This window comes from Rufibacter radiotolerans (assembly GCF_001078055.1).
GTDB classification, from domain to species: Bacteria; Bacteroidota; Bacteroidia; order Cytophagales; family Hymenobacteraceae; genus Nibribacter; species Nibribacter radiotolerans.
On the sequence record NZ_CP010777.1, the window covers coordinates 1,980,494 to 2,007,084 of the forward strand.

Consider the following 26,591-nt stretch of genomic DNA (forward strand, 5'->3'; position numbering starts at 1 on the left):
TAACCACACCTAAATAAGTAGTATGTCTGAATTTGCTGAACTAATTCTGGAGGGCAAATCGTACCAGTTCCCTATTGTAACGGGCACTGAGAACGAGAAAGCCATTGATATTAATGCTTTACGCGCGCAAACCGGTTACATTACCCTTGATTCCGGTTACAAAAACACCGGAGCCACCGAAAGTGCCATCACTTTTCTGGACGGCGAAGAAGGGATTCTTCGGTACCGCGGTTACCCAATTGAGCAATTAGCCGAGAAATCCAGTTTTATTGAGGTTGCTTACCTGTTGATCTACGGCAAACTGCCTACCCAGACAGAACTAGACAGCTTCGCGAATCAGATCAAAGTTCACACGTTGGTGAACGAGGACATGCGCAAGATTTTGGACGGTTTCCCGTACACCGCGCACCCCATGGGTATTCTTTCGGCGTTGGTGAGCTCGCTTACCGCTTTTTACCCAGAGTCTTTGAACCCTAACCAGTCAAAGGAGGAAGTAGACCTTTCCATTATTAGATTAATGGCCAAGCTGTCTACCATTGCTGCCTGGTCTTACAAAAACTCAGTAGGGCACCCGGTAAACTACCCTAAAAACAAACTGGATTATTGCTCTAACTTCCTGCACATGATGTTCGCGTTCCCAACCGAGGAATATGAACTGAACCCAGTGGTAGTAGATGCCCTGAATAAACTTCTTATCCTGCACGCCGACCATGAGCAGAACTGCTCTACCTCTACCGTACGTCTAGTAGGATCAGCCAACGCCAGCCTTTACTCTTCGGTTTCTGCCGGTATCAGTGCCCTTTGGGGACCGCTTCACGGTGGTGCCAACCAGGCGGTAATTGAAATGCTGGAAGCGATCAAAGCCGATGGCGGAGATTCTAAGAAATACATTGAGAAGGCAAAGGACAAAAACGATCCGTTCCGTCTAATGGGCTTCGGGCACCGCGTGTACAAGAACTTTGACCCACGCGCTACCATTATCAAGAAAACCGCAGATGAGGTATTAAAGGCTTTGGGCATCAATGACCCTATCCTGAACATTGCCATGGAACTGGAGGCAGCTGCCTTGACAGATCCTTATTTTGTGGAGCGCAAGCTGTACCCTAACGTAGACTTCTACTCTGGTATCATTTACCGCGCCATTGGTATCCCGACCGAGATGTTCACGGTGATGTTTGCCTTGGGTCGTCTACCCGGCTGGATTGCCCAGTGGAAAGAGATGCGCGAAGCGAAAGAGCCAATTGGCCGTCCGCGTCAAATTTACACCGGTGCTACTGAGCGGGATTATACCTCTATCAACGAGCGGTAAGATTTCTCCTACTTATAAAAAACAGAAAAGTCCGGCCCTGGTGCCGGACTTTTCTGTTTTACCCCTGTTTTCTGAAAAGTACCTCTTAAACGGAAAACCTCTATTTGCCTCCTTCTTTCTTGGTAAGGATGGGTTCAGCGGACAGGGCTTTTCCTTTGTTAAAGGATTTCCAACCGCGCCAAGTCCCTGTGGAGTCATAGTACTGCCAGTCGCCGTGCCATTGGTATTTCAGGTAGCCATTTTCCTCAAAGAGATAGGCAATTCCCTGGTGAGACACCTTTCCGTTGGGGTGGTAAAAGGTAGTCAGGACTTTTTTCTTGGCCGGCTTATAGCGTTCAACCCGTTCCAGTTTTCCGTCCGGGGAATAGGTTTTCCAGGTGCCCCGCTCCTTCCCGTGGTTGAACCTACCCACATACATGAGCTGCTCAGGCTTGTGGCTGTAATATTCCCGCCATTTTCCGTGTCGGTCTCCCCTTTTACCCACCTTGTTCCATTTCCAGGGCCATTCCACGGCCATGCTCTGAAAAGACAGTAGAACCAAGATCAGCAGTAAACCTGCCTTGTATACTTTAACCATAAGATTTGCTTTTCGAAAGTGTGCCTGCCACTTTCACAGGTTTTCCTTTACCTGAAAAAAACCCGGCTTGGACCCTAGCCTTATCAAGCAGGCGGAAAAGAGGGAAGTACAAAAATTTAAAAGACAAAGTCAAGACGACAGGTTATCAATTCATTCGTTAGATTAGGTTCAGAATCACTGCCCTAAACGCCTGAAAAAAGGGCAGCCCACCCTTAAACCTTTTACGTGTGAAAACTCCTGCCACCTCCCGTAAACGCGCAGCCAAACCAGCAGCTGCAGCCAAATCTAGCAAGGCCTTTGTCCTGGACACGTCCGTTATTCTGTATGACCATAGCGCGGTAGAGCATTTTGGGGAGCATGACGTGGCCATTCCCATCACGGTGCTAGAGGAACTGGACAATTTTAAAAAGGGCAATGACATCAAGAACTTTGAAGCCCGGGAGTTCATCAGGTTCATAGATAATCTGTCTACCGAACACATGCTGCAGACCTGGATTCCCTTGCCCGGTAGCAATAAAGGAAGGTTTAAGGTCTTGATGGGCAACGGCGCGCTCCTGGATGCCGAGAAAATCTTCAATGATGACAAAGCCGACCACAAGATCCTGAATGCCACCCTTTCGCTGCAGCAGGAAATGCCGGACCATAAGGTGGTCTTGGTTACCAAAGACATTAACCTACGCCTGAAGGCAAGGGCCCTTAACCTAGCCGCCGAGGACTACGAGACGGGCAAGATCCATAACGTTTCTAACCTGTACCGAGGGAATGATCTGGTGGAGGATATTCCGCAGACCGTTATTTCGCAGCTGTATGATCAGGGCGTTTGCCCGGTAGACGAGGCCTTGCCCAACCCACCCTCAGATAACCATTACTTTATTCTACGCAGCGCTAAGTCTTCTGCCTTAGCATATTATAACCCCAAAGATCGGGCCCTGGAACGGGTAGATAAGTTAACGGCCGTGGGAGTGAAACCCCGTAATGCGGAACAAACCTTTGCCTTGCATGCCATTCTGCACCCAGACATAAAACTTGTTTCTATCCAAGGCGTTGCCGGTACCGGAAAGACTTTATTGGCCCTGGCAGGCGCTTTGGAACAGCAGGAGGTCTACCGGCAGATCTACCTGGCCCGCCCCATTGTGCCGCTAAGTAACCGCGACTTGGGTTTTCTGCCCGGCGATGCCAACTCCAAGATTGCGCCTTACATGGAGCCACTCTGGGACAACCTCAAGTTCATCCAGAACCAATACCCGGAACACAGCCGCGAAAGTAACCGCATAAAGGAAATGGTGGAAGATGAACGACTGGTCATTACGCCGCTTGCCTACATTAGGGGGCGAAGCCTGTCTAACATTATCTTTATTGTAGATGAGGCCCAGAACCTTACCCCACACGAGATCAAAACCATCATCTCCCGGGCCGGCGAAAACACCAAAATCATTTTCACCGGAGACATTTACCAGATAGACACCCCTTACCTGGATTCCCAAAGTAACGGCCTCTCCTACCTGATTGACAAAGTCAAAAACCACCCGCTTTACGCCCACGTGACCCTTCAGCGCGGGGAACGCTCTGAACTGGCCAACCTTGCTAATGACCTTCTTTAATTGCTTATTGCTGATTGTTAATTGTTGACCTATCTGAATTGAAAAACCCGTTTTGAGCCTGTTTTCTGTAAACCAGGCTCAAAACGGGTTTTCTGTTTCCCAATTGATAACTGCGCTTTTCAAAAAAGCAATCAACAATCAACAATAAACAAAAAACTAAATTTTCACCAGGTAGCGCTCTTTAAAGATATTGAGGTGATGGCGCTCATGGCCAGCAATGATAAAAGCGAGCCCTGCCACAGTAACGGGTTGTCCGTTGGCATTACCCCGGCGGGAGAAAGCTGCTTCTGGCAGGGTATCTAATAAGGCAATGGTGGCGGCCCTGATAGCATGGTGCTCGGCCAGAAGGCCAGCCAAGGTTCTTTCCTCAAAATAACCGTTTCGCACGTAATCATTTTCATCAAAGCCAGGCAAAGGCGCCTGCTCGCCGCGGGCAATGCAAAGGGCGCGGTAGGCCATAATGCGTTCCGTGTCGTTCATGTGGCCCAGCAGTTGTTTAATGGTCCATTTACCGGGCTCATAGGCGAAGTCGGCCTCCGTGGCACTTACTCGGCCAAAAAGCTGATTCACTTCTTGTTGCAGTTTCTGGAGCAGATCCAGCACATCTGCCTGCTCAGGAATTGTCTGGATGTAGGAAGTATAATAGGCGGCGTAATCGCCGGGAAGTGGTCTAGGTATCATCGCGGTAGCGGCAAAGGTTAAAAGTGGGTGATAAAGCGGTTAAAAAGGTTTGTATCTGCATCCATACGCACAATTACTGCTCCTGGACATTGTCAAAGATTTCTTTTACGTTTCCCTTCTCCCTTTTAACCGCCTCTTTTTTGGTTAAAATGTCCCGCCGGAGCTTGTCCTGCTTTTCCAGGTAAGGACGCAGCTGCTCACTGGGGGTAAAAGAAATCTGCTGGATGGGAGAAGTTTCATCGTCCAGTTTCACCTCCAGAATATCGCACCGAAGGGCTTCCAGTTCCCGTAGAATGGCTTTGAATTTGCTGCGGGTGCCGCTGAACCGGTAGGTGTAAGTATCGGCTTCCCGTAACCCGTACCGCGTATAGGCCCCGGCCAGAAAAGACGCTTTTTCCTGCGGGGTCTTAAAGGCATTTGTCTTCAGGGTGCCTACATACACCTTCTGGTTGGCATCATTGACCTCTTTCTCCCATTTAAAGGAATAGGCATCATTAACTTTGTCGGCTAGCCGGTCTGAGTACATCAGTTTGAACTCATGGCAGTAATAGCAGTTTTTCTGCTCCCAGTTCTCCAAAGACAGCTGAATCTTGTCATAGGTCTTTTTATTATAGGTGGTCACCAAGGAGTCAAGGTATTGGAGCAGCTTGGCTTCGGTTTGGTGGAATTTATCAATGTAGATAGCCTCTTTAGGACTATCCTTTACCCATTGCCTTCCTTTAAAGTCTTCCACCAACCCTATCACGTAAGGTTCTATGAGCACTTTCTGGGCCTTGGCCTGCAAAAAACCAGTAAGAAGAAGCGTTAAGAGTAATATTCTTTTCATGCGCAGCGGTTTCTATGAATGGTTTATAAATAGGCTGTTAAATATAGAAATTTATAATTTTCTAACCTGCAAGAAGCCTCCGTTTCGGGCCTGTTTTTTAAAAACCAGGCAAAAACCAGGTAGAATTTATCCAGAAGCAGCGCCCAACCGTATATGCAGCAAAAATCTTCTGACTTTAACTATATCAATATGAGCTCACTTGCAGACAAAGGTTATAGCATCTCTAAAAACGCGGTCTTCAAATACATGATGTCTAAGGCCACCGGTCTCATGGGGAAACCCGTGAAAATTGGCTTGCTGCTGACCACCGCCTATGAGAAACTGAAGGACTCTAACAGCAATGAAAGCGGCGTGGACCAGATCAAAGATATCATGTTCCGGTTCATACGTTTGGTAAAAGCCTATTACAACGGAACCTACCGTGACATCAATACCAAGTCCATGCTGTTAGGCGTGGCGGTGCTGTTGTACGTGGCCACTCCCCTGGACCTTATCCCAGATTTTATTCCAATACTGGGCTTCGCCGATGACCTGAGCCTGATGGCCTGGTTTATCTCTGCCTTCCAGGAGGAACTGCAGAAATTCCAGTTATGGGAAGACAGCACCGTGGCCGTGGGCCATTCTTAAACAACTTCTGGTTTCATAGCCAGCACTGGCGCCCTGTTTTGAGGCTGTTTTTGAGAAAACGGCTTTAAAACAGGGCGCTTCTTTTTTGTCTGTTAGTCCCATCGTTTTTAAGTCTGCCTCTGCCCTTACTTTCATTAGTGTTCCTAGCGGCTGTTTACTATTTTTGAGCTGACTCAATTAACAACTAACGTATGTTCAACCGCAAGCAATTTTGCCTTTGGGTACTGTTAGCGCTGGGTTCTTTCACTGCCTCCGCCGATGAGGGGATGTGGCTGCCAATGTTGCTCAAGCAACTGAACGAGGCAGACATGCAGAAGAGAGGAATGCGCCTAACTGCCGAAGACATCTACAGTATCAACAAATCAAGCCTGAAAGACGCCATTGTGCAGTTTGGCGGCGGCTGTACCGGGGAGATCATCTCAAACCAGGGACTTCTGCTCACCAACCACCACTGCGGCTACGGCCAGATCCAGTCGCATAGCTCGGTAGAGAATGACTACCTCACCAACGGTTTCTGGGCCATGACCCGTGCCGAGGAAAAGCCTAACCCAGGCCTTACCGCCACGTTCATTGTTCGCATGGAAGACGTGACCAAACAGATTCTGGGAGACGTGCCTGCCAATCTGCCCGAGGCAGAGCGCGAGAAACAGGTACAGGCCAACATCAAGAAAGTACAGGCTGCTACCACGGCCGGCACCCATTATGACGCCATCATCCGGCCTTTCTTCTATGGCAAGGAGTACTACATGTATGTGACCGAGACTTTCAAAGACATTAGAATGGTGGGCGCTCCGCCCGAAAGCATAGGAAAGTTTGGCGGTGACACCGATAACTGGATGTGGCCTCGCCATACCGGTGATTTCTCCCTGTTCCGGATCTATGCCGGCCCAGACAATAAGCCTGCTGAGTATTCGCCTAACAACAAGCCTTACACACCTAAGCACCACCTGCCTATTTCCCTTTCTGGCATTAACCCCGGTGACTTTACCATGGTGTTCGGTTTCCCCGGCAGAACCACCGAGTACCTTCCCTCCCAGGCGGTGAGGGAGATCATGGAAATCTCTGACCCAGCCAAGGTGAAAATCAGGACCATGAAGCTGGGTTTATTGGACCAGGACATGAAAGCTGACCCAAAGGTTAGAATCCAGTACGCCGCCAAATACGCCAGCGTGAGTAATGCCCACAAGAAATGGATTGGCGAGATGCGCGGCTTGAAAAAGCTGGACGCCATCACCAAGAAACAAGAACAGGAACGGAAGTTTGCCGTTTGGGTGGCCCAGGAAACCGGCCGCAAAACCGAATATGGTCAGGTATTACCCCAGTTTGAGCAGAATTACGCCCAACTGGCCAAAGGCCCAACCCTGGCCCGCGATTACTACATGGAAGCGGTCCTGGGCGTGGAGTTACTGAACTATGCCCAGGCTTTTGCCACGCTTTCCAATAACATCCAGAAAGCTGATCCTGCCGCTATGGACGCGGCCGCTTTCCAGAAAGAAGTCGACAGATTAACTAAGGCGGCCACCGGCTTCTTTAAGAACTATAACCTGGCCACCGACAAAAAACTGTTTGCCAACCTGTTGCAGCTTTATGTAAAGGACTTAGATGCGAAGTATGTGCCTACCATTCTGCAAACGGTGACGAAAGATTACAAAGGAAACTGGGACGCGTACGCCAATTTCGTGTACGGCGCTTCTAACCTTACCTCCCAGGAAAAAGTGCAGGACCTTTTGAAACTCCCTATGGGTAAACTTCAGGCCAAATTACTGGCTGACCCAGCCGTTAACTTGATCAATGCTTTCTCTTCCATTTACCGGACCAGCGTGCTACCAACGTACACGGCGTTAAATGACCAGAACACGCTCCTGAACCGCACCTATTTGCAAGGCCTGCGCGAAATGCAGAAAGACCGCAAGTTTTATCCAGACGCCAATTCTACCCTGCGGGTATCCTTTGGTCAGGTAGACACCTACAAGCCCGCCGATGGCGTGACGTATGACTATTACACCACCCTGGAGGGCATCATGGAGAAGGAAGACCCCACAATCCCAGATTATAAGGTACCGGCTAAATTGAAAGAGCTGTACCTGAAAAAGGACTACGGCCCTTATGGCGTGAACGGAAAGATGCCGGTGGCTTTCATCGCTTCTAACCACACTACCGGCGGGAATTCGGGTTCACCGGTGATCAACTCCCGCGGTGAACTCATAGGCACCAACTTTGACCGTAACTGGGAAGGCACCATGTCTGATATCATGTATGACCCTGACCGGGTACGCAACATCAGTCTGGATGCCCGTTATTTTCTGTTCATTGTAGATAAGTTTGCCGGAGCCGGACACCTGGTGAAGGAAATGACTCTGGTCAACAACGGACCGCAGCAGCCTGCCCCTTCAGATGTGACAGTGAAAACGGAAACCAAAGTGAAGAAGGACAAGAAGAAGACCAAGATCAAAGAAAAAGTCAACTAAACTGGTTTTACCTTGTTTTAACAAAAATAGCCCGGAAACGCTCCGGGCTATTTTTGTTTCTGCCTGTTCATTCTTTTTCTACGGCAGCAAATACTTTATTCCTTCTCTTTCTTACCGCGCACCATCTGCTCAATGGTGTCCCACATATCTTGGGGTACCTGATCCAGGTAATTGAATTCGCCGCCGCCGTAGAGCCACTCACCCCCGTCAATGGTCACCACCTCCCCGTTAATGTAAGCAGAGTAGTCTGAGATAAGGTAAGCCGCCAGGTTCGCCAACTCCTGGTGCTCACCATAGCGCTTCACCGGAATGCGGTTTAAAGGGTCCAGCTTTTTGGCCAGGGCCTCAGGGAACAACCGGCTCCAGGCGCCTTCGGTAGGGAAAGGACCCGGCGCGATGGCGTTGGACCGGATGCCGTACTTGGCCCACTCAGCGGCCAGGGAGCGGGTCATGGCCAGCACCCCCGCTTTGGCAGTAGCGGAGGGCACCACGTACCCAGAACCAGTCCAGGCGTAGGTAGTCACGATGTTGAGGATAGTACCAGGCTGCTCGTTGGCAATCCAGTGCTTACCAAGTGTAAGAGTACAGTTGTAACTACCTTTGAGAACGATGTCTACAATCACATCAAAAGCCTTAGGCGACAAACGTTCCGTGGGGCTGATGAAATTGCCGGCCGCATTGTTCAACAAGGCATGCACGGCACCAAACTTATCCAGGGTGGCCTTCAGCATGGCCTCTACCTCCAGGGGTTTGCGCACATCACAGGCCACGGGCAGCACATGTCCTCCGGTCTTCTCCGCCATTTCCCGGGCAGACTGCTCCAGCACGTCCATCTTGCGGCTGGTGATGACCAGGTTCGCACCCAGGGCCAGGAAATACAGGCCCATGGATTTACCCAGGCCGGTCCCGCCGCCGGTAATGATAATTGTTTTTCCCTTCAGCGCATTGTCACGCAGCATTGGTTCAGTATAGGAGGCCATATGGATTTCGGTTTAGAAAAAGGAAAGTTAACAGTTCTTCTTGAGTAAGGGATATTTTAACCAAAAGACTTTTTTGGTAAGTTGCAGGAACCTGACTTACGCAGGAAAGGAAATGGTGCAGCCCTAAAAATGATCCCGCAGAAGCTTTTTAGCGGCGATGATTCCGCTCAGGCACACCCCCGGAATTCCCTGGCCAGGGTATACGGTATCTCCGCAGAGATAGGCTTTCTTACCATCTAGCCTGGCATCTTTCATTTGCCAGGGTTTAATGCGCTGGTACTGCGGGTAGCCGCCTACCTGGCCCCACTCCCGCCCGGTCCATTCAATCCAGGCCCCAGGGGTGGCAGCCTGCACGAAATGGACGTCTTCCTCCTTAAAGAATCCCTGCTCTGCCAGAAACCGTACCACCCATTTCTCCAGATCCTTTTTCTGCGTAATCCAGGTGGTGTGCGGGTGGTGCACGTGCGTACTCACCGAGGCCACGCATTTTCCTTTGGGCGCACGCAGCTCGTCCTCTGGGTGACTAAGGCTTACAAAAATACTGTCGCTCCCAATAAACGGAACGCCACCTGGCACATGCAATTGGTGGTGCAGCACTTGCGGTGTAGTGAGTGTCCGGTCAAAGACAATGCCCCAAGTAACTGCTCCGTTTACTTCCTCGGCTGGAAGCAAAATGGGCTTCAATTTTCGTTTTATATTCTCTTCCTGGTAAAGGGAATGGACATTGTTTATGGGCACGTTGAAAAACACGAACTCCGCTTCTATTAAGCCTTTATCGGTGGTAACTTCGTATCCGCCTTGAGGTAAAGGCACTACTTTCTGCACAACCCTGCCGTACAGCATTTGGCCTTGTTTTTCCTCCAGGTACTGCACCACCCTTTCGGCGAGTTGCCTGAGTCCGCCGGGCAGGTAGTAGTTCCCATATAAGGTGTAACACAGGGCGGTAGCCCCGAACAAGACATTCACTTCTGGATGGTAATTCTGGGCTGTGATCAAAAGTTGCTGGTCCACAAACTGCACAAACCGTTCGTTATCCAATAACTTGTGCCGGGAAAGCAAATCGCGCATAGTGCTAAAAGCCAGCGGTACCAATCCAATCTGCTCCCAGCGCACCGACATAACCGCTTCCCAAACATCAGAAAGATTACTAAAAGGAAAACTCAATTGCCTTAAGGAGGTGCGCCATACTTTCCGGCTGATGGCATAACAGGTTTCCCAAAACGCCTGCTGGCCTTCAGGCCCGAAAACCCGTTCGGCTTCCCTTATCCAATCTTCAAGACCTGGAAAGCGTGTTATTACCGTCCCATCTGTTAGGCGCACCTGCATGGGGGTCTCTAACCGAAGGGCCGGCAGTTGGATGTCTGTCTGGTCCAAAAGGTAACGCAGCGGCATGTCCGGGTCCAATCCCACCAAGGTGGTGGCGCCGGTCTCAAACCAGTAACCTTTGCGTTTGTAAGAAGAGGCGCAGCCGCCCGGATATTTGTTCTGTTCCACCACGGCTACCTGCAGGCCTTTCTGGGCCAGCAAGGCCGCCGCCGTAAGTCCGCCAAACCCGGCGCCAATAATGGCTACCTGTACCTTCTTTGTCTCCATGTACAAGCAGAAACCAATTCTGGCGGGTTTTGTTGCGCCGCAGGCTGCTACCAGCGTTCTTTGTGCCATGGCAACAAAAACAATAAGTGTAATGGGCTGCGGCTGGCTAGGATTGCCCCTAGCCGAAAAGCTGGTAACAATGGGCTACCAGGTGAAGGGGTCTACCACCACTCCCGGTAAAAAAGCCGTGCTTCAGGAAAAAGGCATCCAGCCGTTTTTTCTGTCTTTTCCAGAAAACATGCCCAAAACGGAGTTACAGGAATTCTTAACGGCTGAGGTATTAGTCATTAATCTTCCGCCCTCCAGATCTTCTTATGAAGCAAGCACTTATGAGCAGCTACTTGCTACCGTACTGGAAGCCAGATCCACTACATTAAAAGCAATTCTGTTTGTCTCCTCCACCTCGGTTTACCCCGACCTGAACCGCGAGGTATTTGAAGAAGAAGCCTTGGCCTCCCCTGAGGCTACTTCCCTTATGCTTAGGTGCGAATATCTGGTGCAGCAGGTTCCTAAGGTAACCTCCACGATAGTCCGCTTTGGTGGACTCATGGGTGGCAACCGGCACCCTGGCCGTTTCCTGGCGGGCAAGACTGCGGTTCCTAACCCAACGGGTCCTGTGAACATGATCCACCTGGCGGACTGTGTGGCCCTAATAACGGAAATCCTTCGGCAGCAAAAGTGGGGTTATACCTTTAACGCCTGCGCCCCTGTGCACCCGTCCAGAGAGGAATTCTATACTGTAGCGGCCCAACAATTAGGGTTGGTCCCCCCAGTTTTCTCGCACCAGGAAAAGACTAGCTTCAAACTCATCAACAGCGATTACCTCCAGAAAAAACTCCACTACTCTTTCCAATTCCCAGACCCGATCCAGTGTTTGTCTTCACCCGGGTTTTAAGGTCTATTCAGCCTTAAGCCAAACCAGACTGCCGTTTTTTGCCTATTTTTGTGATTTCAAGGGTAAAACAGATGCAGGAAACAGTAGTAGTGATTGGTGGCGGAGCGGCCGGATTTTTTGGGGCCATTACCTGTGCCGAAACGAATCCTGCCTTACGGGTGATTTTACTGGAGAAAACGACCAAGCTGCTTTCCAAAGTTAGGGTTTCGGGCGGCGGGCGATGCAATGTAACCCATGCCTGTTTCCAGCCCTCTGTTTTTGCCCAGCAATACCCCAGAGGCCAGAAAGCCCTCAAAAAACTACTGCCCATGTTTGGCGCCCAGGACACCGTCAATTGGTTTGAGACCCGCGGCGTAAAACTGAAAACCGAGCCCGATGGTCGCATGTTTCCGCAGTCTAACACCTCTGAAACCATCATGGACTGCCTTCTGCAGACCGCCCGCCAGGCCGGGGTAGAGATCAAGACTGGAGTGGGTGTTAATGCTATTAAGGTTTCTGAGCATGCCCCTAAATTCACTTTGGAGTTAAGCACTGGAGAAACAATTAGGGCTTCAAAGATATTAGTGGCCACCGGCGGAAACTCCAAACCCGAGAGCTACCAATGGCTGCAGAAACTGGGCCATACCATAGAAGCGCCCCTTCCTTCGCTCTTTACGCTTAACGTACCTAACTCCCCGTTCAAAGACCTAATGGGCGTGGCCGTCCCGAAGGCCAAAATCAAACTCACCGGTCAAAAACTGGAAACCGAAGGCCCCCTGCTCATCACCCATTGGGGACTCAGCGGGCCTGCGGTTTTACGCTTCTCGGCCTGGGGAGCTAAACTCATGTACGGCCTTCATTACACCGGCACAGCCCTGGTTAATTGGGTTCCCGATGAAACCGAGGACCAGGTGCGCGCTCAACTATTACAGCAACGGCAATCATCTCCTCGCAAATCCGTCTTCTCCAACCCCCTCTTCCAACTTCCGTCCAGGCTCTGGCAACGCCTCTGCGAGCTAGCCGAAGTTCCGGAAGTCGTTATCTGGGCAGACTTACCGGGCAAAGCCCAAAACAAATTGATTGAACTCCTGGTCAGAACTCCCTTCGCGGTAAAAGGTAAAACCACCTTTAAAGAAGAGTTCGTCACGTGCGGCGGTATTAAATTGGAAGAACTGCAGTTAGAACGGATGGAAAGCCGCCTTATCCCGGGACTGTTTTTTGCCGGCGAAGTAGTGGACATTGATGGGATCACCGGCGGCTTTAATTTCCAGGCCGCCTGGACCGGGGGGTATTTGGCAGGGAAAGCCATGGCGGAAGGAAAGTAATACAAAGTGTTTTTGCTTCTAGCTGGCTTGCCTGAATTTAGTTTAGAGTATAGGCAGCTTGCGGTTTCTTTAATAGTAATTTCCTATTCCGCCTTTGGCTAGCGTGGTGGCTACTGTCGCCTAAGTCCTTATGCTGGGTTGTTCCATCTGTTCCCTCCGAACGCTCACGGCCGCGGGGCCCTGTCTTTCCCCCTCGCACTGCCCTTGTGGCCACTTTGCCTGCTGCTCTTAGTAAAGCTTGACTATGGCCACAAGCGAGGCGCTCGGAGTAAAGACTGGAATTGAGGGAATGCGTGGGAATGCATGATAAAACGTGGGAATGCATGATAATATTTGATTTCACATTTTGAGGCCGTTTTCCTAAAAACAGGCCCAAAAGGCAATAACCTTTACAAAGCGCGGACTCTCCCCTTGAAGGGAGCGCAGAGGGGTGTTTACACAGGAAAACACAAATGCAGTAGATGAACCATCCTCCATTAAATAAGTACTTCACAGATAAGTCACAGAAGTAACTTCCGCGCCATAGTAGAGGGCCATTGGCACAGACACTCGTAGGAGCAGCGCACGCTACGAGGTCTTTTGAGCCAGCACAGTCTGCCAGCAAGCGGCTTTCCCTCCGCCCGCAGGGCGATAAAGGCATTGCAACGGACCAACAGCAACCCATGTCCTGCCCCGCACCATGCGGAGGGCCGCCACCGCGTAGCCCGAAGCATGGGCAGGGGCAAGCAGCGGCTAATCAAACGGCAGTAGCCTAAGCTCCCTACGCAGCAGATAGCCTTTGCCAGGTGGTACTTGAGTGATGCCCCGCCTGTCTGAGCGGCAGCGAGTTCGGGGCTTCTTGATTCTTTTGGTTAGGTTGAGCAGCAAGGAGAAAAGTGACAGACGCGGGCAGGCCGCGACTCCCGCTTGGAGGCTTGGTAGGAAGAGAATAGAAAGCAAAGGAGCAATGGCAAATAGACCAGCAGTAGAGTTCGTTGGTGAGAACACCAACAACGGCTAAACCCTAAAGGGCTAAAAATCCAGACTTTTCCTTAAAATAGGGCAAAAAAATAAACGCAGCATTCTTAGTGCTGCGTTTATTTTAAAACAGATACTAAACCCTTTATTAACTTTTAAGCTCTGTCCCTATCTTATACGGGAGGCTTTTCAGCAGGGTTATCTTATTTGAAATTATTTTTAGTAATCTCTTCTTTTTCTTTCCCGGAAGCTTCCGCCACCGCTGCCACCGCTGCTGCGACCACCACGGTCTCCACCGCCGAAGCGACTTCCTCCGCCGGCGCTGCCGCCACGGTCACCACCTCGGTCACGGTCGCCATAGCTACCGCCACCGCGGTTTCCGCCGTAGCCACCTCGGTCGCCGCTACGGTCACGGTCTCCGCCGTAGCCGCCTCTGCTGCCACCACGGTCACCGCCACGATCTCTGTCGCCAAATGGCTTGTCATAGAATTTCTTTCTAGGACGGTCTTCCAGCTCCTGTAGCTCACGTCCGCCTTCGGCAGGGTCCATGTTCTTCTTCTCAGCTTTCTGGAATTTCACGGTCATGCCGTTGATTTCAGTAACTGATAAGCGCTCCAGAATTTCAGGGGTGTATTCGGTTGGTACTTCAATGAAGCTGAACCGGTCATACAGATCAATATCACCTACTTTGCCACCAGGGATGCTGGTGCTGTTGGTAAGGATATCTACCAGGTCTTTGGGGTGCAGACGGTCTTTCTTGCCAAGGGTCACAAACAGACGGTCAAACCCGGCTTTAGGGCCACCTTTGGCCTCACCGGCTTCGGCGCTCTTCTCTTTGTTCTTGGTGTCTTTCATCACCAATTTCAGCAAGGCAGCGGCAATATCCATGGTAGTTAAATCCTGGTCAACCAGGCGTTCCACTTTAAGGACATACTTGGCCAAGCTACCCTTAGCAATTACCTCTTTCACCTGGTCTAACAGCAAGGTGGTGCGCACCTCGGCTACATCTTCATAGGTAGGCACGTTCTGACGGATGATCTTCGCTTTGGTGAAGCGCTCAATGTCACGAAGTTTGTAAAGGTCACGGCCTGCCACAAACGAGAAGGCTTTTCCAGACTTACCGGCACGGCCAGTACGGCCAATACGGTGTACGTAGCTTTCATCATCCTGCGGAAGGTCATAGTTGATTACGGCTTCCACGTTGTCAACGTCAATACCACGGGCGGCAACGTCGGTAGCCACTAGAATTTCCAGCGTACCGGCTTTGAACTTGCCCATCACGTTGGAACGCTGGTTTTGGTTCAGGTCACCGTGTAAGCCATCGGCGAAGTAGCCGCGGGCCTGTAGGTGTCCTACCAGCTCGTCTACCATGCGTTTGGTGTTACAGAAGATGATTACCACCTTAAAGTTGTACATGTCAATAAGACGGGTGGTTACATCCATCTTGCCGCCACTGCGAACCTCAAAGTAGATCTGCTCAATATTGGTCACGGTCAGTTGCTGCTGGGTTACCTTCACAATCTCAGGATTGGTCTGGTACTTGCGCGTCAGCTCCATGATTGGCTTGCTCATTGTAGCCGAGAAGAACACCGTCTGGCGGTTTTCTGGCATATGGCTCAGCACAAACTCAATGTCTTCCCGGAATCCCATGTCCAGCATTTCATCAGCCTCATCAAGGATGATGGTTTTGGTGGTTTCCAGTTTAAGAGTTCCTCTTTCAATGTGGTCCATCACACGGCCGGGCGTCCCGATCACGATCTGTACCCCCTGACGGAGGGCGCGTAATTGGCGCTCATAGGGCTGACCACCATAGATAGGCACTACGCTGATGCCTTTTTTGTATTTTACAAGTTTCTGTATCTCCTCTGATACCTGAATAGCCAACTCACGGGTTGGGCAAAGGATGAGCGCCTGTACTTCACGGTTGTTAGGGTCAATACCTTCAATAGTAGGTATGGCGAAGGCGGCGGTTTTACCTGTACCGGTCTGGGCTTGCCCGATAACATCACGACCTTCCAATAACACCGGAATAGCGGCAGTCTGAATAGGAGAAGCTTCTTCGTAGCCTAAGTCCACGATAGCGCGCTGGATTTCTTCCGACAACGGAAGCTCCTGGAATTTAATTCTTTCCATTAATTTTTGATAGTGTTTATAAAGACAATACACCTGCCCTAGGGTATTCGTCATTTATCAAGATTTCGTTGCGGGAAACCGCACAGAGGTTTGCTTGAGAAGTGCCTTATTGCCAAAAAATGAGACCAAACGGAGTCTCGGCGTGTATTGTGGGGCAAAGGTACGCAAATTTATAGCATGTTCCTAATATTCTACCCGAATGCCGGTAACTACTTTACAGGTAAGTGCCTAAACAGGAACTACTTTGCGAAAAAAATACCGAACCGGAGCAAACGTTAATTAAATTTTAAAAGTAGGTCTAATTAATGGACGCCTCGTATAAACACGTATAAACAAAATTAAACACGTATATAAGAATTGAATCAGACAGCAGAACCATCTCCCTCCCCCTTCCCACATGGGAATCCCCTTTAAGAGTCAGCCGGGCTTTCCATACTTGAACGCTTGGTGCTGATAGGATCAATGTATGGTAGGCGTATGGTGTAACCCAGAGGCCTAAAGCGGGTGTTGGCAGGAATTTTTTTTTTTGGTCTGATGATTCATTTTACTACAATCTCCAAAAACCAGCGGGAGTTTAACCTCATTGCTATAGGGTCGCTGGCCTTTAAGATGTATTCTCGGTTCTTGATGGACCGCACGGTACAAAACTGCACCCAGAATACGCTCAACGTGGTATCCGTGACCAGATTACCAGTTCTAGATCCGCATAAAAACAACTTTTACGTAGCCTTGATCTCAGATCTGGATGCCCCCGAATTGTACCCCTTATGTGACTATTTAATGAAAGCCCGCATTAACTTCGGGTATACGGTGGGCGAGGTCATGGCCTTGAACGACTCCCCCACTTATCTCAAGCGAATCCATAAACTCAAGAATTCCTTTGACGTGCTGGTGGAACTGGAGAATTTTCTGGTGGTAGACAGCCGTGAACTGAACAAGCAGGAGAAGCACGCCTTCCTCAGCACCAATTTCACCCTGCAACTACTCTGCATGCTCAAGCAGGTTTGCCAGACCGAATTTTCAGTTGCTGCTAAAACCACTACCTCCACAGCCCAGACCTTCCACTTTGGCGGCCGGACTTCCTATACCAGCCGACTGCCCTTTTTATAAGAAGCCCTTTACAAGCTCACGTAGCGCAAGAGGAATTCAACATAAGACAGTGCCAAATTAAGCCAAATGCGTTTTAAGCCCGTTTTAGCCAAAACAGGCTAAACCGCATTTGGCTTTCACCTTTACAAAGTCGCACAAAGCATCGCCTTGCGGGAAAAACCTGGAGCTTTGTCTTTCTATAGAAGAAGACGCATTTTTTGCCTATTTTCGTAAAAACAGCCCCAAAACAGGGGGGATCATATAGGAGAAGACAAACAGTTTCTGGTTAATTTATTACTATTTCTTAATTACCAATTCTTAATTCGCAAAAGTGCCTGCTACCTTTAAAATATATTCCTCTTCTGCCGGCTCCGGTAAAACGTACCAACTTACCAAAGAGTACCTTAAACTGGCCCTGCAGAGCGAAGATCCTTCCTACTACAAGAATATCCTGGCCATTACCTTCACCAATGACGCGGCCCAGGAAATGAAGACCCGTATTTTGGGGGCCCTGCGGAGTTTCAATGATTCTACCCAATCTGAGAAGGAAAAAGCCAAGAGCGACGATCTTTTGGTTAACATATTAAAGGAGATACAGGAAGAATACGATCAACCTAACTTAACAGAAGCCACTTTGCGCGGACGGGCGGCGCGGGTGTTTGACCACGTGCTCTTCCATTACTCAGAATTTGCCGTCAGTACCATTGACTCCTTCGTGAACAAGGTGGTGAGCGCCTTTACCACGGAGCTAAAACTGCCCCATAACTTTGAGGTAGATATGGACGCGCAGACGCTATTGAGCACTGCCGTGAGCCTACTTTTAAACAAGGTGAACACCAAGGACGAGAACAAGCTGCTGGCCGAAACCCTGCAGCAATATGCCCTGGAGAAAGCTGAGGAAGGAAAGAGCTGGAACAACCTCCCCGAAGAACTCGCCGACTTCGCCCGCCACCTGTTGAACGAGCAAACCTATGAGCACTTGCTGGACATAGGCAAGCTAACCTTACAGGATTTCAAGAAAATACGGCAAGACCTCTACACCCAGAAAACAGACATTGAGAAGCAAATTCAAGCCCTGGCGCAGGAAGCCTCTGACCTGATCCATACGCATAACATACAGCCAGAGGAGATGTCTTATGGCAAAAACGGGATCTACTCCTATTTCAGGAAGTGGAACGTGATCTTTGACATTACCACCGCTAACAGCAATGCCACCAAAACGGTAAACGATGACAAGTGGCCCAGCGCCAAAGCCAGCACCGGCGCCAAAGTCAGCCTGGACCAAATCAAAGGCCGGCTCTCTGAATTATACCGCGGCATTGAGAACCTAAAAGAGCGCGAAAGCCAAAACCACATCATCATCTCGGCCATGCTGCCGCACCTCTACAAATTGAGTGTGCTTAGTGAGCTGGAGCGCTGCATTCAGGAAATAAAGCTGGACAAAAACCTGGTGCACATCTCCGAGTTCAACAAGCGCATCACGGAGATTGTCTTGCAGGAGCCAATTCCCTTTATCTATGAGCGGCTGGGCGAGCGGTACCAGCATATCTTGATTGATGAGTTCCAGGACACGTCGGTATTGCAGTGGAACAACCTGTTGCCCCTGGTGGAGAATGCCTTGAGCGGAGGCGGTTTTAACATGGTGGTGGGTGACGCCAAGCAGGCCATTTACGGCTGGCGGGGCGGCGAGATGGAGCAGATATTGCATCTGCACCGCAACCAGACTCAGTTCCTGTACCAGAATTCCCGGTTTGAGGAGAACGTGGCCCCGCGGTATGACACCCTGCGCTGGACCCTTACCCCAGATCACCTGAACACCAATTACCGCAGCGCCCCGGAAATCATCACCTTCAACAATGAGCTGTTCTGGTTTATCAGCCAGGCCAACCCACAGTTTCCGCTGCTGCAGGCTATCTATGATGAACACTTCGCGCAGAAATCGCCGGCCGGCAAAACCACAGGTCAGGCGCACCTGCAGGTGCTGTTCACGCATGATGAGGACAGTCCCCGCCGCTATCACCTTGATTCCTGCGCCCGCACGGAAGAACTCTATGTTGGCTACGCCGAAGAGGACCTCCTCTCCTACCAGGAAAGTACCCTGCAACTGGTGCTGCAGATGGTGCAACAGGCCCAGGCCGATGGCTACGCCCCCCGAGATATTGCCATTCTGAGCCGCACCAACCGCAACAGCAAACTGGTGGCCAACTTCCTGAAGCAGAAGAAATACGACATCATCTCCCAAGACTCTTTGTCCCTGCAGTTTGCCGAGGTCATTAATCTAATCATTGCTTTCTTCCGGTTATTGAACCAACCGGCAAACGGCCTGGCAAGGTCGCAGGCCTTGTACTTGGTCTACAAAGTAGTGCACCAGGAACTACCCGATAATGTGACTACCAACAAGATTGCCTGGCTGGCCACCCATCAAAGCATTGACCCATTTTTCCAGTTTCTTCAGGAGCAGGGCTTTGACATCGCCTACCGCGATGCGGGCAACTTGTCTATCTATGAACTCACCGAGAAACTAATCAGAGTCTTTGACCTGCTGGGCAAGAACAATGAGTGCGAATACCTGTTCCGGTTCCTGGACTTGGTGCTGGAGTACACGCTCAAAAACAGCAACAACCTCAATAACTTCCTGGAGTATTGGGACCTGCACAAAGAGCACCTGAGCATCAACACGCCCAAAGACCGTGACGCCATCACCATTACCAGCATCCACAAAGCCAAAGGCCTGGACTACCCCGTGGTCATTGTGCCGTTCTGTGACTGGAGCCTGGAGCCGCAGCAAGCTTCTTTGCTCTGGGGCACGCTCCCGTCCAGCGTAGCCGGCGATAGCAAACTGCGCACCGCAGTGGTGACCCTTAATAAGAAACTGGAGCAAACCGCCCTGCAAGACCAATACACCCTGAAGCTGGAGAAGACCTTTATTGAAAACCTAAACATGCTCTACGTAGCCCTCACCCGCCCCGTGGACCGGCTTTACCTCATTGCCAAGGCGCAGGATTTCAAGAGCGGAAAATCTCAGAAAAACGTGAGCTATTGGCTACACAAGTTCCTGGAAAGCAAAGAGCTCTGGCAGGAAGGCAACTACTGTTACCAGCTATCCAAAGGCGCCCAGCAGGCCATCCACCACAACCCCATCTCTGAGGAAGTGTACGTGTTGGACAAGTTCACCTCTTCTGACTGGGCCAAGAACCTGAAACTGAAACAGCACGCCAACAATGTCTTCGACTTTGAGACCCAGCAGGAACACCGTCGCTGGAACCGTAAACTCCACTACGCATTGGCCCGCATCTCCTACGCCGATGAGGCGCCTAAAGCCCTTCGGCAATTGGTGCACCAGGGCATCATATCGCAGCGCGAGATGACTACCCTCACCCAGATGGTGACCCACGTACTGGAACACCCGCAAATGCAACGCTTTTTCAGCCGCACCATGACCGTGGAGAACGAACGCGAAGTGCTGGACGTGCGCACCAACCGCTACAAACCAGACCGCATCGTGTTCGGGGAGACCGGTGACGTGACGCTTATAGACTATAAACTTCCCCCCGCCAAGCCGGAATATTCTGAGAACCTGAATTCTTATGCGGCCCTGTTTAGGGAATTGGTGTTCAGTAAGATCACTTGTGTGGTGTATTATTTTGAAGAGGAGCGCGTGGAAGAATGGGAGTATGTGGGGGAAGAGGTGGAGTAGGAAGCCCTTCAACTTTCTCCATAGCGCAAGCATATTAATACCTTCTTCAAATGCCCCTTATCTCTTTTGTCATCCTGAAAGGAACTCGTGGGCGAAAAGTAACAGCGTGTCAACTATGCCATTACCGTTCGCTAACAAGCTCCTTCCAGGATGACAGCGAGAGGGAGGGCAGAACTAAGACACTTTCATCACCTTTCTCCCCTCCCACAACACTTTCTTCCTCTTTCCTCGTACTCTATCTACCAACAAGAAAGAGACCATGGATAAAATAGTCACCACCCCCGATGTTGTTTTAATTGGGGCCGGCATCATGAGCGCCACCCTGGGCGTGATGCTGAAGCAGTTGCAGCCAGATTTAACCATTGAGATATATGAACGTCTGGGAGAGGTTGCCTCAGAAAGCACCGATGCCTGGAACAACGCCGGCACGGGACATTCCGCTTTCTGCGAGCTGAACTATACCCCAGAGAAACCAGACGGTTCCATAGACATCTCCAAAGCCAACGTTATTGCCGAATGGTTTGAGCAGTCGCGTCAGTTCTGGGCTTTTCTAGTGGAACAGGGCATCATTGACGATCCCAAAGTATTCATTAGAAGCGTGCCGCACATGAGCTTTGTCTGGGGAGATAAGAACGTGGAGTTCCTGCGCAAGCGATTTGAAGCTATGACCACTTCTCCGCTTTTCCAGGGCATGCAATATTCAGAGGAATATGAGCAGCTCACCCGCTGGATGCCACTGATCATGCAAGGCCGTGACACTTCCCAGCCATTGGCCGCTACCCGCATGGAAGCCGGTACTGATGTCAACTTTGGCTGCCTGACCCGGCACATGTTCAAATACCTGAAGGAAATGGGCGGCGTGGATTTGTTCCTGAACCATGAGGTGCGCTCCTTCCGGAGGAAAGAAGACGGATTGTGGCGCGTACGCGTGAAAGACCTGAACACCAAGCAGAAGCGTAGGGCCCGCACCAAATTTGTGTTCATTGGCGCCGGTGGCGGATCTTTGCCCCTCTTATTGGAATCCGGGATTCCGGAAGGCGAAGGCTTTGGAGGTTTCCCGGTGAGTGGCCAGTGGCTGAAGTGTACCAACCCATACGTAATCGCCAAGCACCAGGCCAAAGTGTACGGGAAAGCAGCCGTGGGGTCTCCTCCTATGTCGGTGCCTCACCTGGATACCCGGGTGATCAATGGCAAGAAAGCCTTGCTTTTCGGGCCATATGCCGGGTTTACCACCAAGTTCTTGAAGAAGGGTTCCTTCTTTGATTTGCCGCTGTCTATAAAAGTCAACAACCTCAGGCCAATGCTGGCCGCGGGCTATACTAACATCCCTTTGACCAAGTATCTGATCAGTCAGGTGCTGCAGTCAGAAGAAGACCGTATTGCGGCACTTAGGGAGTACGTGCCTACCGCGAGGCCCGAAGACTGGGAACTGGAGATTGCTGGTCAGCGGGTGCAAGTCATTAAGAAAGACGAAGAAAAAGGCGGCGTCCTGGAATTCGGGACGGAAGTGGTGAGCGCGGCAGATGGTTCCTTGGCAGCTCTTTTGGGTGCCTCGCCTGGCGCATCAACGGCGGTGTCCATAATGGTGGACCTTATCTTCAAATGTTTCCCGCAAAAGGCAAACTCTCCCGAATGGCAATCTAAAATCAAGGAGATGATTCCCACGTTTGGGCATTCGCTCAAAGACGAACCGCAGCTAACCGAAGAAATGCGCGCCTACACCAGCCGTGTATTGGAGTTGGAAGAAGCACACGTTCCGCACCGCGGATAGTTTTTTCCCTATTCACCCAACCGCCGTTTTGGGCCTGTTTTTAAGAAAACAGGCCCAAAACGGCGGTTTCTTTTTTACTCCTTATTAGGCACCACAATCAACTCCACAGTATCCAGGTCTAAGGCGGCCAGATGCCCAAACCGGCCGGCATACACGCAACCCGCGTCAATATTAATCACGTCAATGTCTGGGGTGGTCACGGTGGTGGCCATCTGGTCTAAGGATATGGGCGTATGCCCATGAATGATTTTCCGGTTCCCTAGAATGGTTTTGTCTACCTCAAACTTACGGGTCCAGAGCATGGCCTCCGTGTCGGCAAAAGGGTCGGGCGCGCTGAAGTTGAACCCGGCATGCACCAGCAGGTAATCGTCTAGTTTAATGTATAGCTTCAGGTTCTCCAACTGCTGAAAGTAAAGTTCAGGAATCTGCTGCGGAGTGGCCACCTCAAAACTCTCCATGGCTTCGGCGCCGCCGTTCAAAAGCCATGTGGTCAGGTACGTAGAATCAGTTCTGGACTGCATTAGCATTTCCTCATGGTTCCCGCGCAGGGCCTCTACCCTATGCCCTTCCTTCTGTAGCTCAACTATGTAATCCAACACGCCTTTAGAATCGGGCCCGCGGTCAATGTAATCGCCCAACAGGTACAGCGTATCGGTGGTCTTGAGTTGTAGCTCCTTCTCCACTAAATACCGGAAGGTCTTTTGGCAACCATGAATATCTGACACTGCGTAACGACTCATTGGTAAAGGTTTAGGTTAAGGGCTAAAATGTACGTACGGGATTACCGGGTTTGGGTCTTCCAAAGGCAGGAATGTTTTTGGCCTGTTTTCAGAAAAACAGGCTCAAAACAAATTTTATAGCTTGGTAACAAGTATTACGTCTTCCCCCCAGAATGCCGTAACTTGCTTTTTATTACGTGCTACCAGATACGCTCCCCATGCAATCTTTCCTGCGGCAAGCCGCTGACCATATTTACCAGGCCTACACAGACCAGCTCAGTGACCTGTGCATTGTATTGCCTACCCGGCGGGCTACGCTTTATTTTAAGAATGCCTTGGCGGAGGCCGCGCCTACCGGCATCTGGTCGCCGCAGATTTACTCCATGGAGGAGTTTGTCTGCAACATGGCCAATGTAGAAGTATTGGAGCCTCTGCACCTGCAGCTGGATTTGTATGACATCATGCTGCGCTTTGACCCCAAGCTGGACTTTGACCAATTTGTGGGTTGGTCCTCTACCCTGCTGGAAGATTTCTCACGCATGGACATGGAGCTGGTAGACCCCGCCGCGGTGTTTGACTACGTGAGCGAAGCCAAGGCCCTGGAACGCTGGGACCCGGGTAAACCAGGTAGCAGCACGCCCACAGAAAACGTGAAGCAATATTTCCAGCTCTGGACCAACCTGGAACGCACCTACCATGCCCTGCGCCAGAAACTGCAGAAAGACAAGCAGGCCTACACTGGCATGGCCTTCCGGATGGTGGCCGACCGGATCAAGGACATTGCCAAAAGCGAGAAAGGCTGTTTTAGGTACGTGTTCATTGGCTTGAATGCCCTTTCCCGCGCCGAGCAGCACATCATTCAGACCTTATTGTCTGCCGGCAAAGCCGAGGTTTTCTTCGACTCAGATGACTTTTACATGAATCTGGAGTCAGATAAACGGGCGGGGCATTTCCTGAAGCGTTACAAAGCCAAATGGCCCCTGCCCGAGTGGAACTGGCAACAGAACCTGCTCCTTACCGATACCAAGGAAATTAACGCCATTGGGGTGGCCAATGCCAGCATGCAAGGCAAGATTGCTGGGCAGTTGCTCCGCGAGATCCGGGAAAAAGACCCCGCCGCCGAGATTGCCATCGTGCTACCGGATGAGACCTTGCTCTTGCCGGTGCTTCACTCCATCTCAGACGAGGTCTCTGATTACAACGTGACCATGGGCCTGTCATTCAAGGGTACGCCCCTGTTCAACCTCATTGATCTGCTTTTTGAGGTGCATCTTACGGGCGTGGTACAACCCACTGACTCCGGCTTCCGGATTAACCGCTACCACCACCTGGCGGTCACCAAGCTGCTGCAGCACCCATTCTTGCGCCGCTATGAGCAATACCTCAACAGCGTGGCTGAGCGCGAGACCGACCTTGATCTGTTCCAACACGTGCTGGACGAGATGGTACAACGGAACAGCGTGCTCCTCACCGCCGAAGAAATTATTAAGCTGGGTCGCGAGCACCCCATGTTCATTACCCTTTTTAGAACCTGGAACGACTGCACCGACCTGATTGACACGCTCTACCAACTGGTGGACGCCCTGGGCCGCATTTACCGGGTGGAAACTGAGAACCCCATTGAAACCGAGTACCTCTACATTCTTTACACCATTGTCAAGCGCCTGGACACGCTCTTTGATTGCCGCGAGCATAAGATCTCGGTGCGCAGTTTCAAGAAATTCCTGTATGAGCAGATAGGCAACACCAAGCTCCCTTTCAGCGGGGAACCCATCTCGCCTACCCAAGTCATGGGGATGCTGGAGACCCGCGCCCTGGACTTTGAGAACCTCATTATCCTGAGCGTAAACGAGAATGTGCTCCCCCAGCCTAAGAAGCAGAACTCGCTTTTTCCGTATGACGTGTTGCGCACCTTCGGGCTGCCTACTTATGCTGAACAAGAGAGCATTACCTCTTACTACTTCTACCGGTTGTTGCAGCGGGCCAAGCGCGTGAACCTGCTGTACGTGCTGCCTTCAGATACCTATGGTTCTGGGGAGAAATCAAGATTCATCCTGCAGTTGCAGCATGATCTGGCGCCCCGCAACCCCAACATCACTTTCCGGGAATTAACGGCGGTAGTAGAGCATTTGGACACCAAAGAATACGAGCCGGACATCATCATTCAGAAAGATGAAGAGGTGCTCAGCAAGATGAAAAACGAGCTGCGGCGCGGCCTCTACCCTTCCCATCTGAACCAGTTTGTCAACTGCTCCTTGCAGTATTATTTCAGCCGGATTGCCAAGCTACAGGAAGTGGAGGAGATTGATGAACTGGTGGGCGCTGATACCTTCGGGACGATTGTGCACCAGGTGCTGGAAGACTATTTCAGGCCGTTTGCCGAAGAGGCCCGCCCTATTGAGAAAGCCGATGTAGACGGGATGCTGGCCGGATTACCGGACAAAGTGCAGCAGGAATTCAAGCGCGGTACCCTGGGGAACCTGCCGGAGCAGGGCATGAACCTGATTCTCTACAAGGTGGCCGTGCAACTGCTCACCCGCTACCTGCAAGGGCTCCAAACTTCGGAAGAACTGCCGCTCTACATTCTTTCCCTGGAAGACACCCTGCAGACCGAATTGGAAGTAACCTTGCCTTCCGGCGAAAAGGTGCCCGTGCAGATCTCAGGCAAAGCCGACCGCATTGACCTGAGTGGCCGCACCCTGCGCGTGATTGACTACAAAACCGGCAAAGTGCTGGCCCCTAGCCTAAAAGTAAAACCCGAAGACCTGGAAGCCACCCTGCTGCACGACCGACACCTGGACAAAGTGCGGCAGCTTTGGCTGTACCGCTATATTCTAGCCAAAGAGATCCAGAAAGGCAGCCTTCTGGAAAGCAAAGTCCTGAACTTACCCAAAGCGCAGTATGAATACGAAGCCGGCATTATCTCCTTTAGGAACCTGGGCGCTGGGGTGCTCACCTCTGAGCTTCCGTTTGTAGATGCCGCCGGAGAACCCGCGGACTTCATGCAAACTACGGAGCGTCTTCTTAAAGACTTGGTGGTCCGAATGCTGGACCCCGCAGAACCTATAAGAAAAACCAACGACCTGGAAACCTGCCAATACTGCGCCTACAAAAGTATCTGCGCCAGAGGTTAGGTACTAGTTGTTGGTGATTAGTTATTAGTGATTAGGAGCTAGGGTTATAAGAGGCAATTAAAAATGGGTAAGGGAATCTGAAGTGAGTGCTTTTTGCAGAATGCTTACAAACAGTTTTAAGCCTGTTTTCCGCAAAACAGCCCCTAAACGGAAAAGCCTAATTTTCTCTTCCTGGAGGGAGAGGGTTAGGGGGCTACGGTTATTAAGCCCAAGGACCAAATTGGCTATAA

The 26,591-nt window shown here is 50.9% G+C and carries 17 protein-coding genes; 10 read left to right on the top strand and 7 right to left on the bottom strand.

From position 1 onward, the window contains the following. Positions 1–22 precede the first annotated feature (22 nt). Complete coding sequence (locus TH63_RS08290) at positions 23–1,309, top strand: citrate synthase (RefSeq protein ID WP_048920543.1); 1,287 nt, start codon at positions 23–25, stop codon at positions 1,307–1,309. Between the two features lie 100 nt (positions 1,310–1,409). Here the strand turns inward: TH63_RS08290 and TH63_RS08295 are convergent, their stop codons facing one another. Further along, positions 1,410–1,886, bottom strand: a complete 477-nt coding sequence (locus TH63_RS08295; RefSeq protein ID WP_048920544.1) for a toxin-antitoxin system YwqK family antitoxin — start codon at positions 1,884–1,886, stop codon at positions 1,410–1,412. A gap of 227 nt (positions 1,887–2,113) precedes the next feature. Here TH63_RS08295 and TH63_RS08300 point away from each other — a divergent pair, with 227 nt between their 5' ends. Next, complete coding sequence (locus TH63_RS08300; protein WP_082161597.1) at positions 2,114–3,487, top strand: PhoH family protein; 1,374 nt, start codon at positions 2,114–2,116, stop codon at positions 3,485–3,487. A 156-nt stretch (positions 3,488–3,643) separates the two neighbouring features. Here the strand turns inward: TH63_RS08300 and TH63_RS08305 are convergent, their stop codons facing one another. Further along, positions 3,644–4,168, bottom strand: coding sequence for a DinB family protein (locus tag TH63_RS08305; RefSeq protein ID WP_048920545.1), 525 nt, complete (start codon positions 4,166–4,168; stop codon positions 3,644–3,646). Between the two features lie 73 nt (positions 4,169–4,241). Then, complete coding sequence (locus TH63_RS08310) at positions 4,242–4,994, bottom strand: hypothetical protein (protein WP_156180483.1); 753 nt, start codon at positions 4,992–4,994, stop codon at positions 4,242–4,244. Between the two features lie 189 nt (positions 4,995–5,183). Here TH63_RS08310 and TH63_RS08315 point away from each other — a divergent pair, with 189 nt between their 5' ends. Further along, positions 5,184–5,621 (top strand): YkvA family protein, encoded by a 438-nt coding sequence (locus tag TH63_RS08315; RefSeq protein ID WP_082161811.1) that lies wholly within the window; start codon positions 5,184–5,186, stop codon positions 5,619–5,621. 191 nt (positions 5,622–5,812) lie between these two features. Then, positions 5,813–8,089, top strand: a complete 2,277-nt coding sequence (locus tag TH63_RS08320; protein WP_076606444.1) for a S46 family peptidase — start codon at positions 5,813–5,815, stop codon at positions 8,087–8,089. 95 nt (positions 8,090–8,184) lie between these two features. Here the strand turns inward: TH63_RS08320 and TH63_RS08325 are convergent, their stop codons facing one another. Beyond that, positions 8,185–9,069: an SDR family oxidoreductase gene (locus TH63_RS08325; protein ID WP_048920548.1), complete on the bottom strand. Its 885-nt coding sequence runs from the start codon at positions 9,067–9,069 to the stop codon at positions 8,185–8,187. A 123-nt stretch (positions 9,070–9,192) separates the two neighbouring features. Then, positions 9,193–10,731 carry a phytoene desaturase family protein gene (locus tag TH63_RS08330; protein ID WP_231583568.1) on the bottom strand — a complete coding sequence of 513 codons (1,539 nt, stop codon included), beginning with the start codon at positions 10,729–10,731 and terminating at the stop codon, positions 9,193–9,195. On the opposite strand from TH63_RS08330, the gene TH63_RS08335 reads away from it, so the two are divergent. Both TH63_RS08335 and TH63_RS08340 read left to right on the top strand, forming a co-directional pair. Further along, on the top strand, positions 10,730–11,557 hold the full coding sequence (locus TH63_RS08335) for an SDR family oxidoreductase (protein WP_076606623.1): 828 nt from the start codon (positions 10,730–10,732) through the stop codon (positions 11,555–11,557). The genes TH63_RS08330 and TH63_RS08335 overlap by 2 nt on opposite strands. A gap of 71 nt (positions 11,558–11,628) precedes the next feature. Further along, a complete protein-coding gene (locus TH63_RS08340; protein WP_048922682.1) occupies positions 11,629–12,861 on the top strand; it encodes a BaiN/RdsA family NAD(P)/FAD-dependent oxidoreductase in 1,233 nt (410 codons plus the stop codon). 1,176 nt (positions 12,862–14,037) lie between these two features. Here the strand turns inward: TH63_RS08340 and TH63_RS08350 are convergent. Beyond that, complete coding sequence (locus tag TH63_RS08350; protein ID WP_048920551.1) at positions 14,038–15,951, bottom strand: DEAD/DEAH box helicase; 1,914 nt, start codon at positions 15,949–15,951, stop codon at positions 14,038–14,040. A 534-nt stretch (positions 15,952–16,485) separates the two neighbouring features. On the opposite strand from TH63_RS08350, the gene TH63_RS08355 reads away from it, so the two are divergent. The 3 genes from TH63_RS08355 to TH63_RS08365 all read left to right on the top strand — a co-directional run bounded on the left by TH63_RS08355 (position 16,486) and on the right by TH63_RS08365 (position 22,508). After that, on the top strand, positions 16,486–17,061 hold the full coding sequence (locus TH63_RS08355; RefSeq protein WP_048920552.1) for a hypothetical protein: 576 nt from the start codon (positions 16,486–16,488) through the stop codon (positions 17,059–17,061). A 310-nt stretch (positions 17,062–17,371) separates the two neighbouring features. After that, on the top strand, positions 17,372–20,737 hold the full coding sequence (locus tag TH63_RS08360; RefSeq protein WP_048920553.1) for a UvrD-helicase domain-containing protein: 3,366 nt from the start codon (positions 17,372–17,374) through the stop codon (positions 20,735–20,737). Between the two features lie 259 nt (positions 20,738–20,996). After that, on the top strand, positions 20,997–22,508 hold the full coding sequence (locus TH63_RS08365) for a malate:quinone oxidoreductase (protein WP_048920554.1): 1,512 nt from the start codon (positions 20,997–20,999) through the stop codon (positions 22,506–22,508). A 74-nt stretch (positions 22,509–22,582) separates the two neighbouring features. Here TH63_RS08365 and TH63_RS08370 read toward each other — a convergent pair whose 3' ends face one another. Next, a complete protein-coding gene (locus tag TH63_RS08370) occupies positions 22,583–23,248 on the bottom strand; it encodes a metallophosphoesterase family protein (RefSeq protein WP_076606445.1) in 666 nt (221 codons plus the stop codon). A gap of 197 nt (positions 23,249–23,445) precedes the next feature. On the opposite strand from TH63_RS08370, the gene TH63_RS08375 reads away from it, so the two are divergent. After that, positions 23,446–26,361: a PD-(D/E)XK nuclease family protein gene (locus tag TH63_RS08375; RefSeq protein WP_048920556.1), complete on the top strand. Its 2,916-nt coding sequence runs from the start codon at positions 23,446–23,448 to the stop codon at positions 26,359–26,361. The last annotated feature ends 230 nt before the right edge of the window (positions 26,362–26,591 follow it).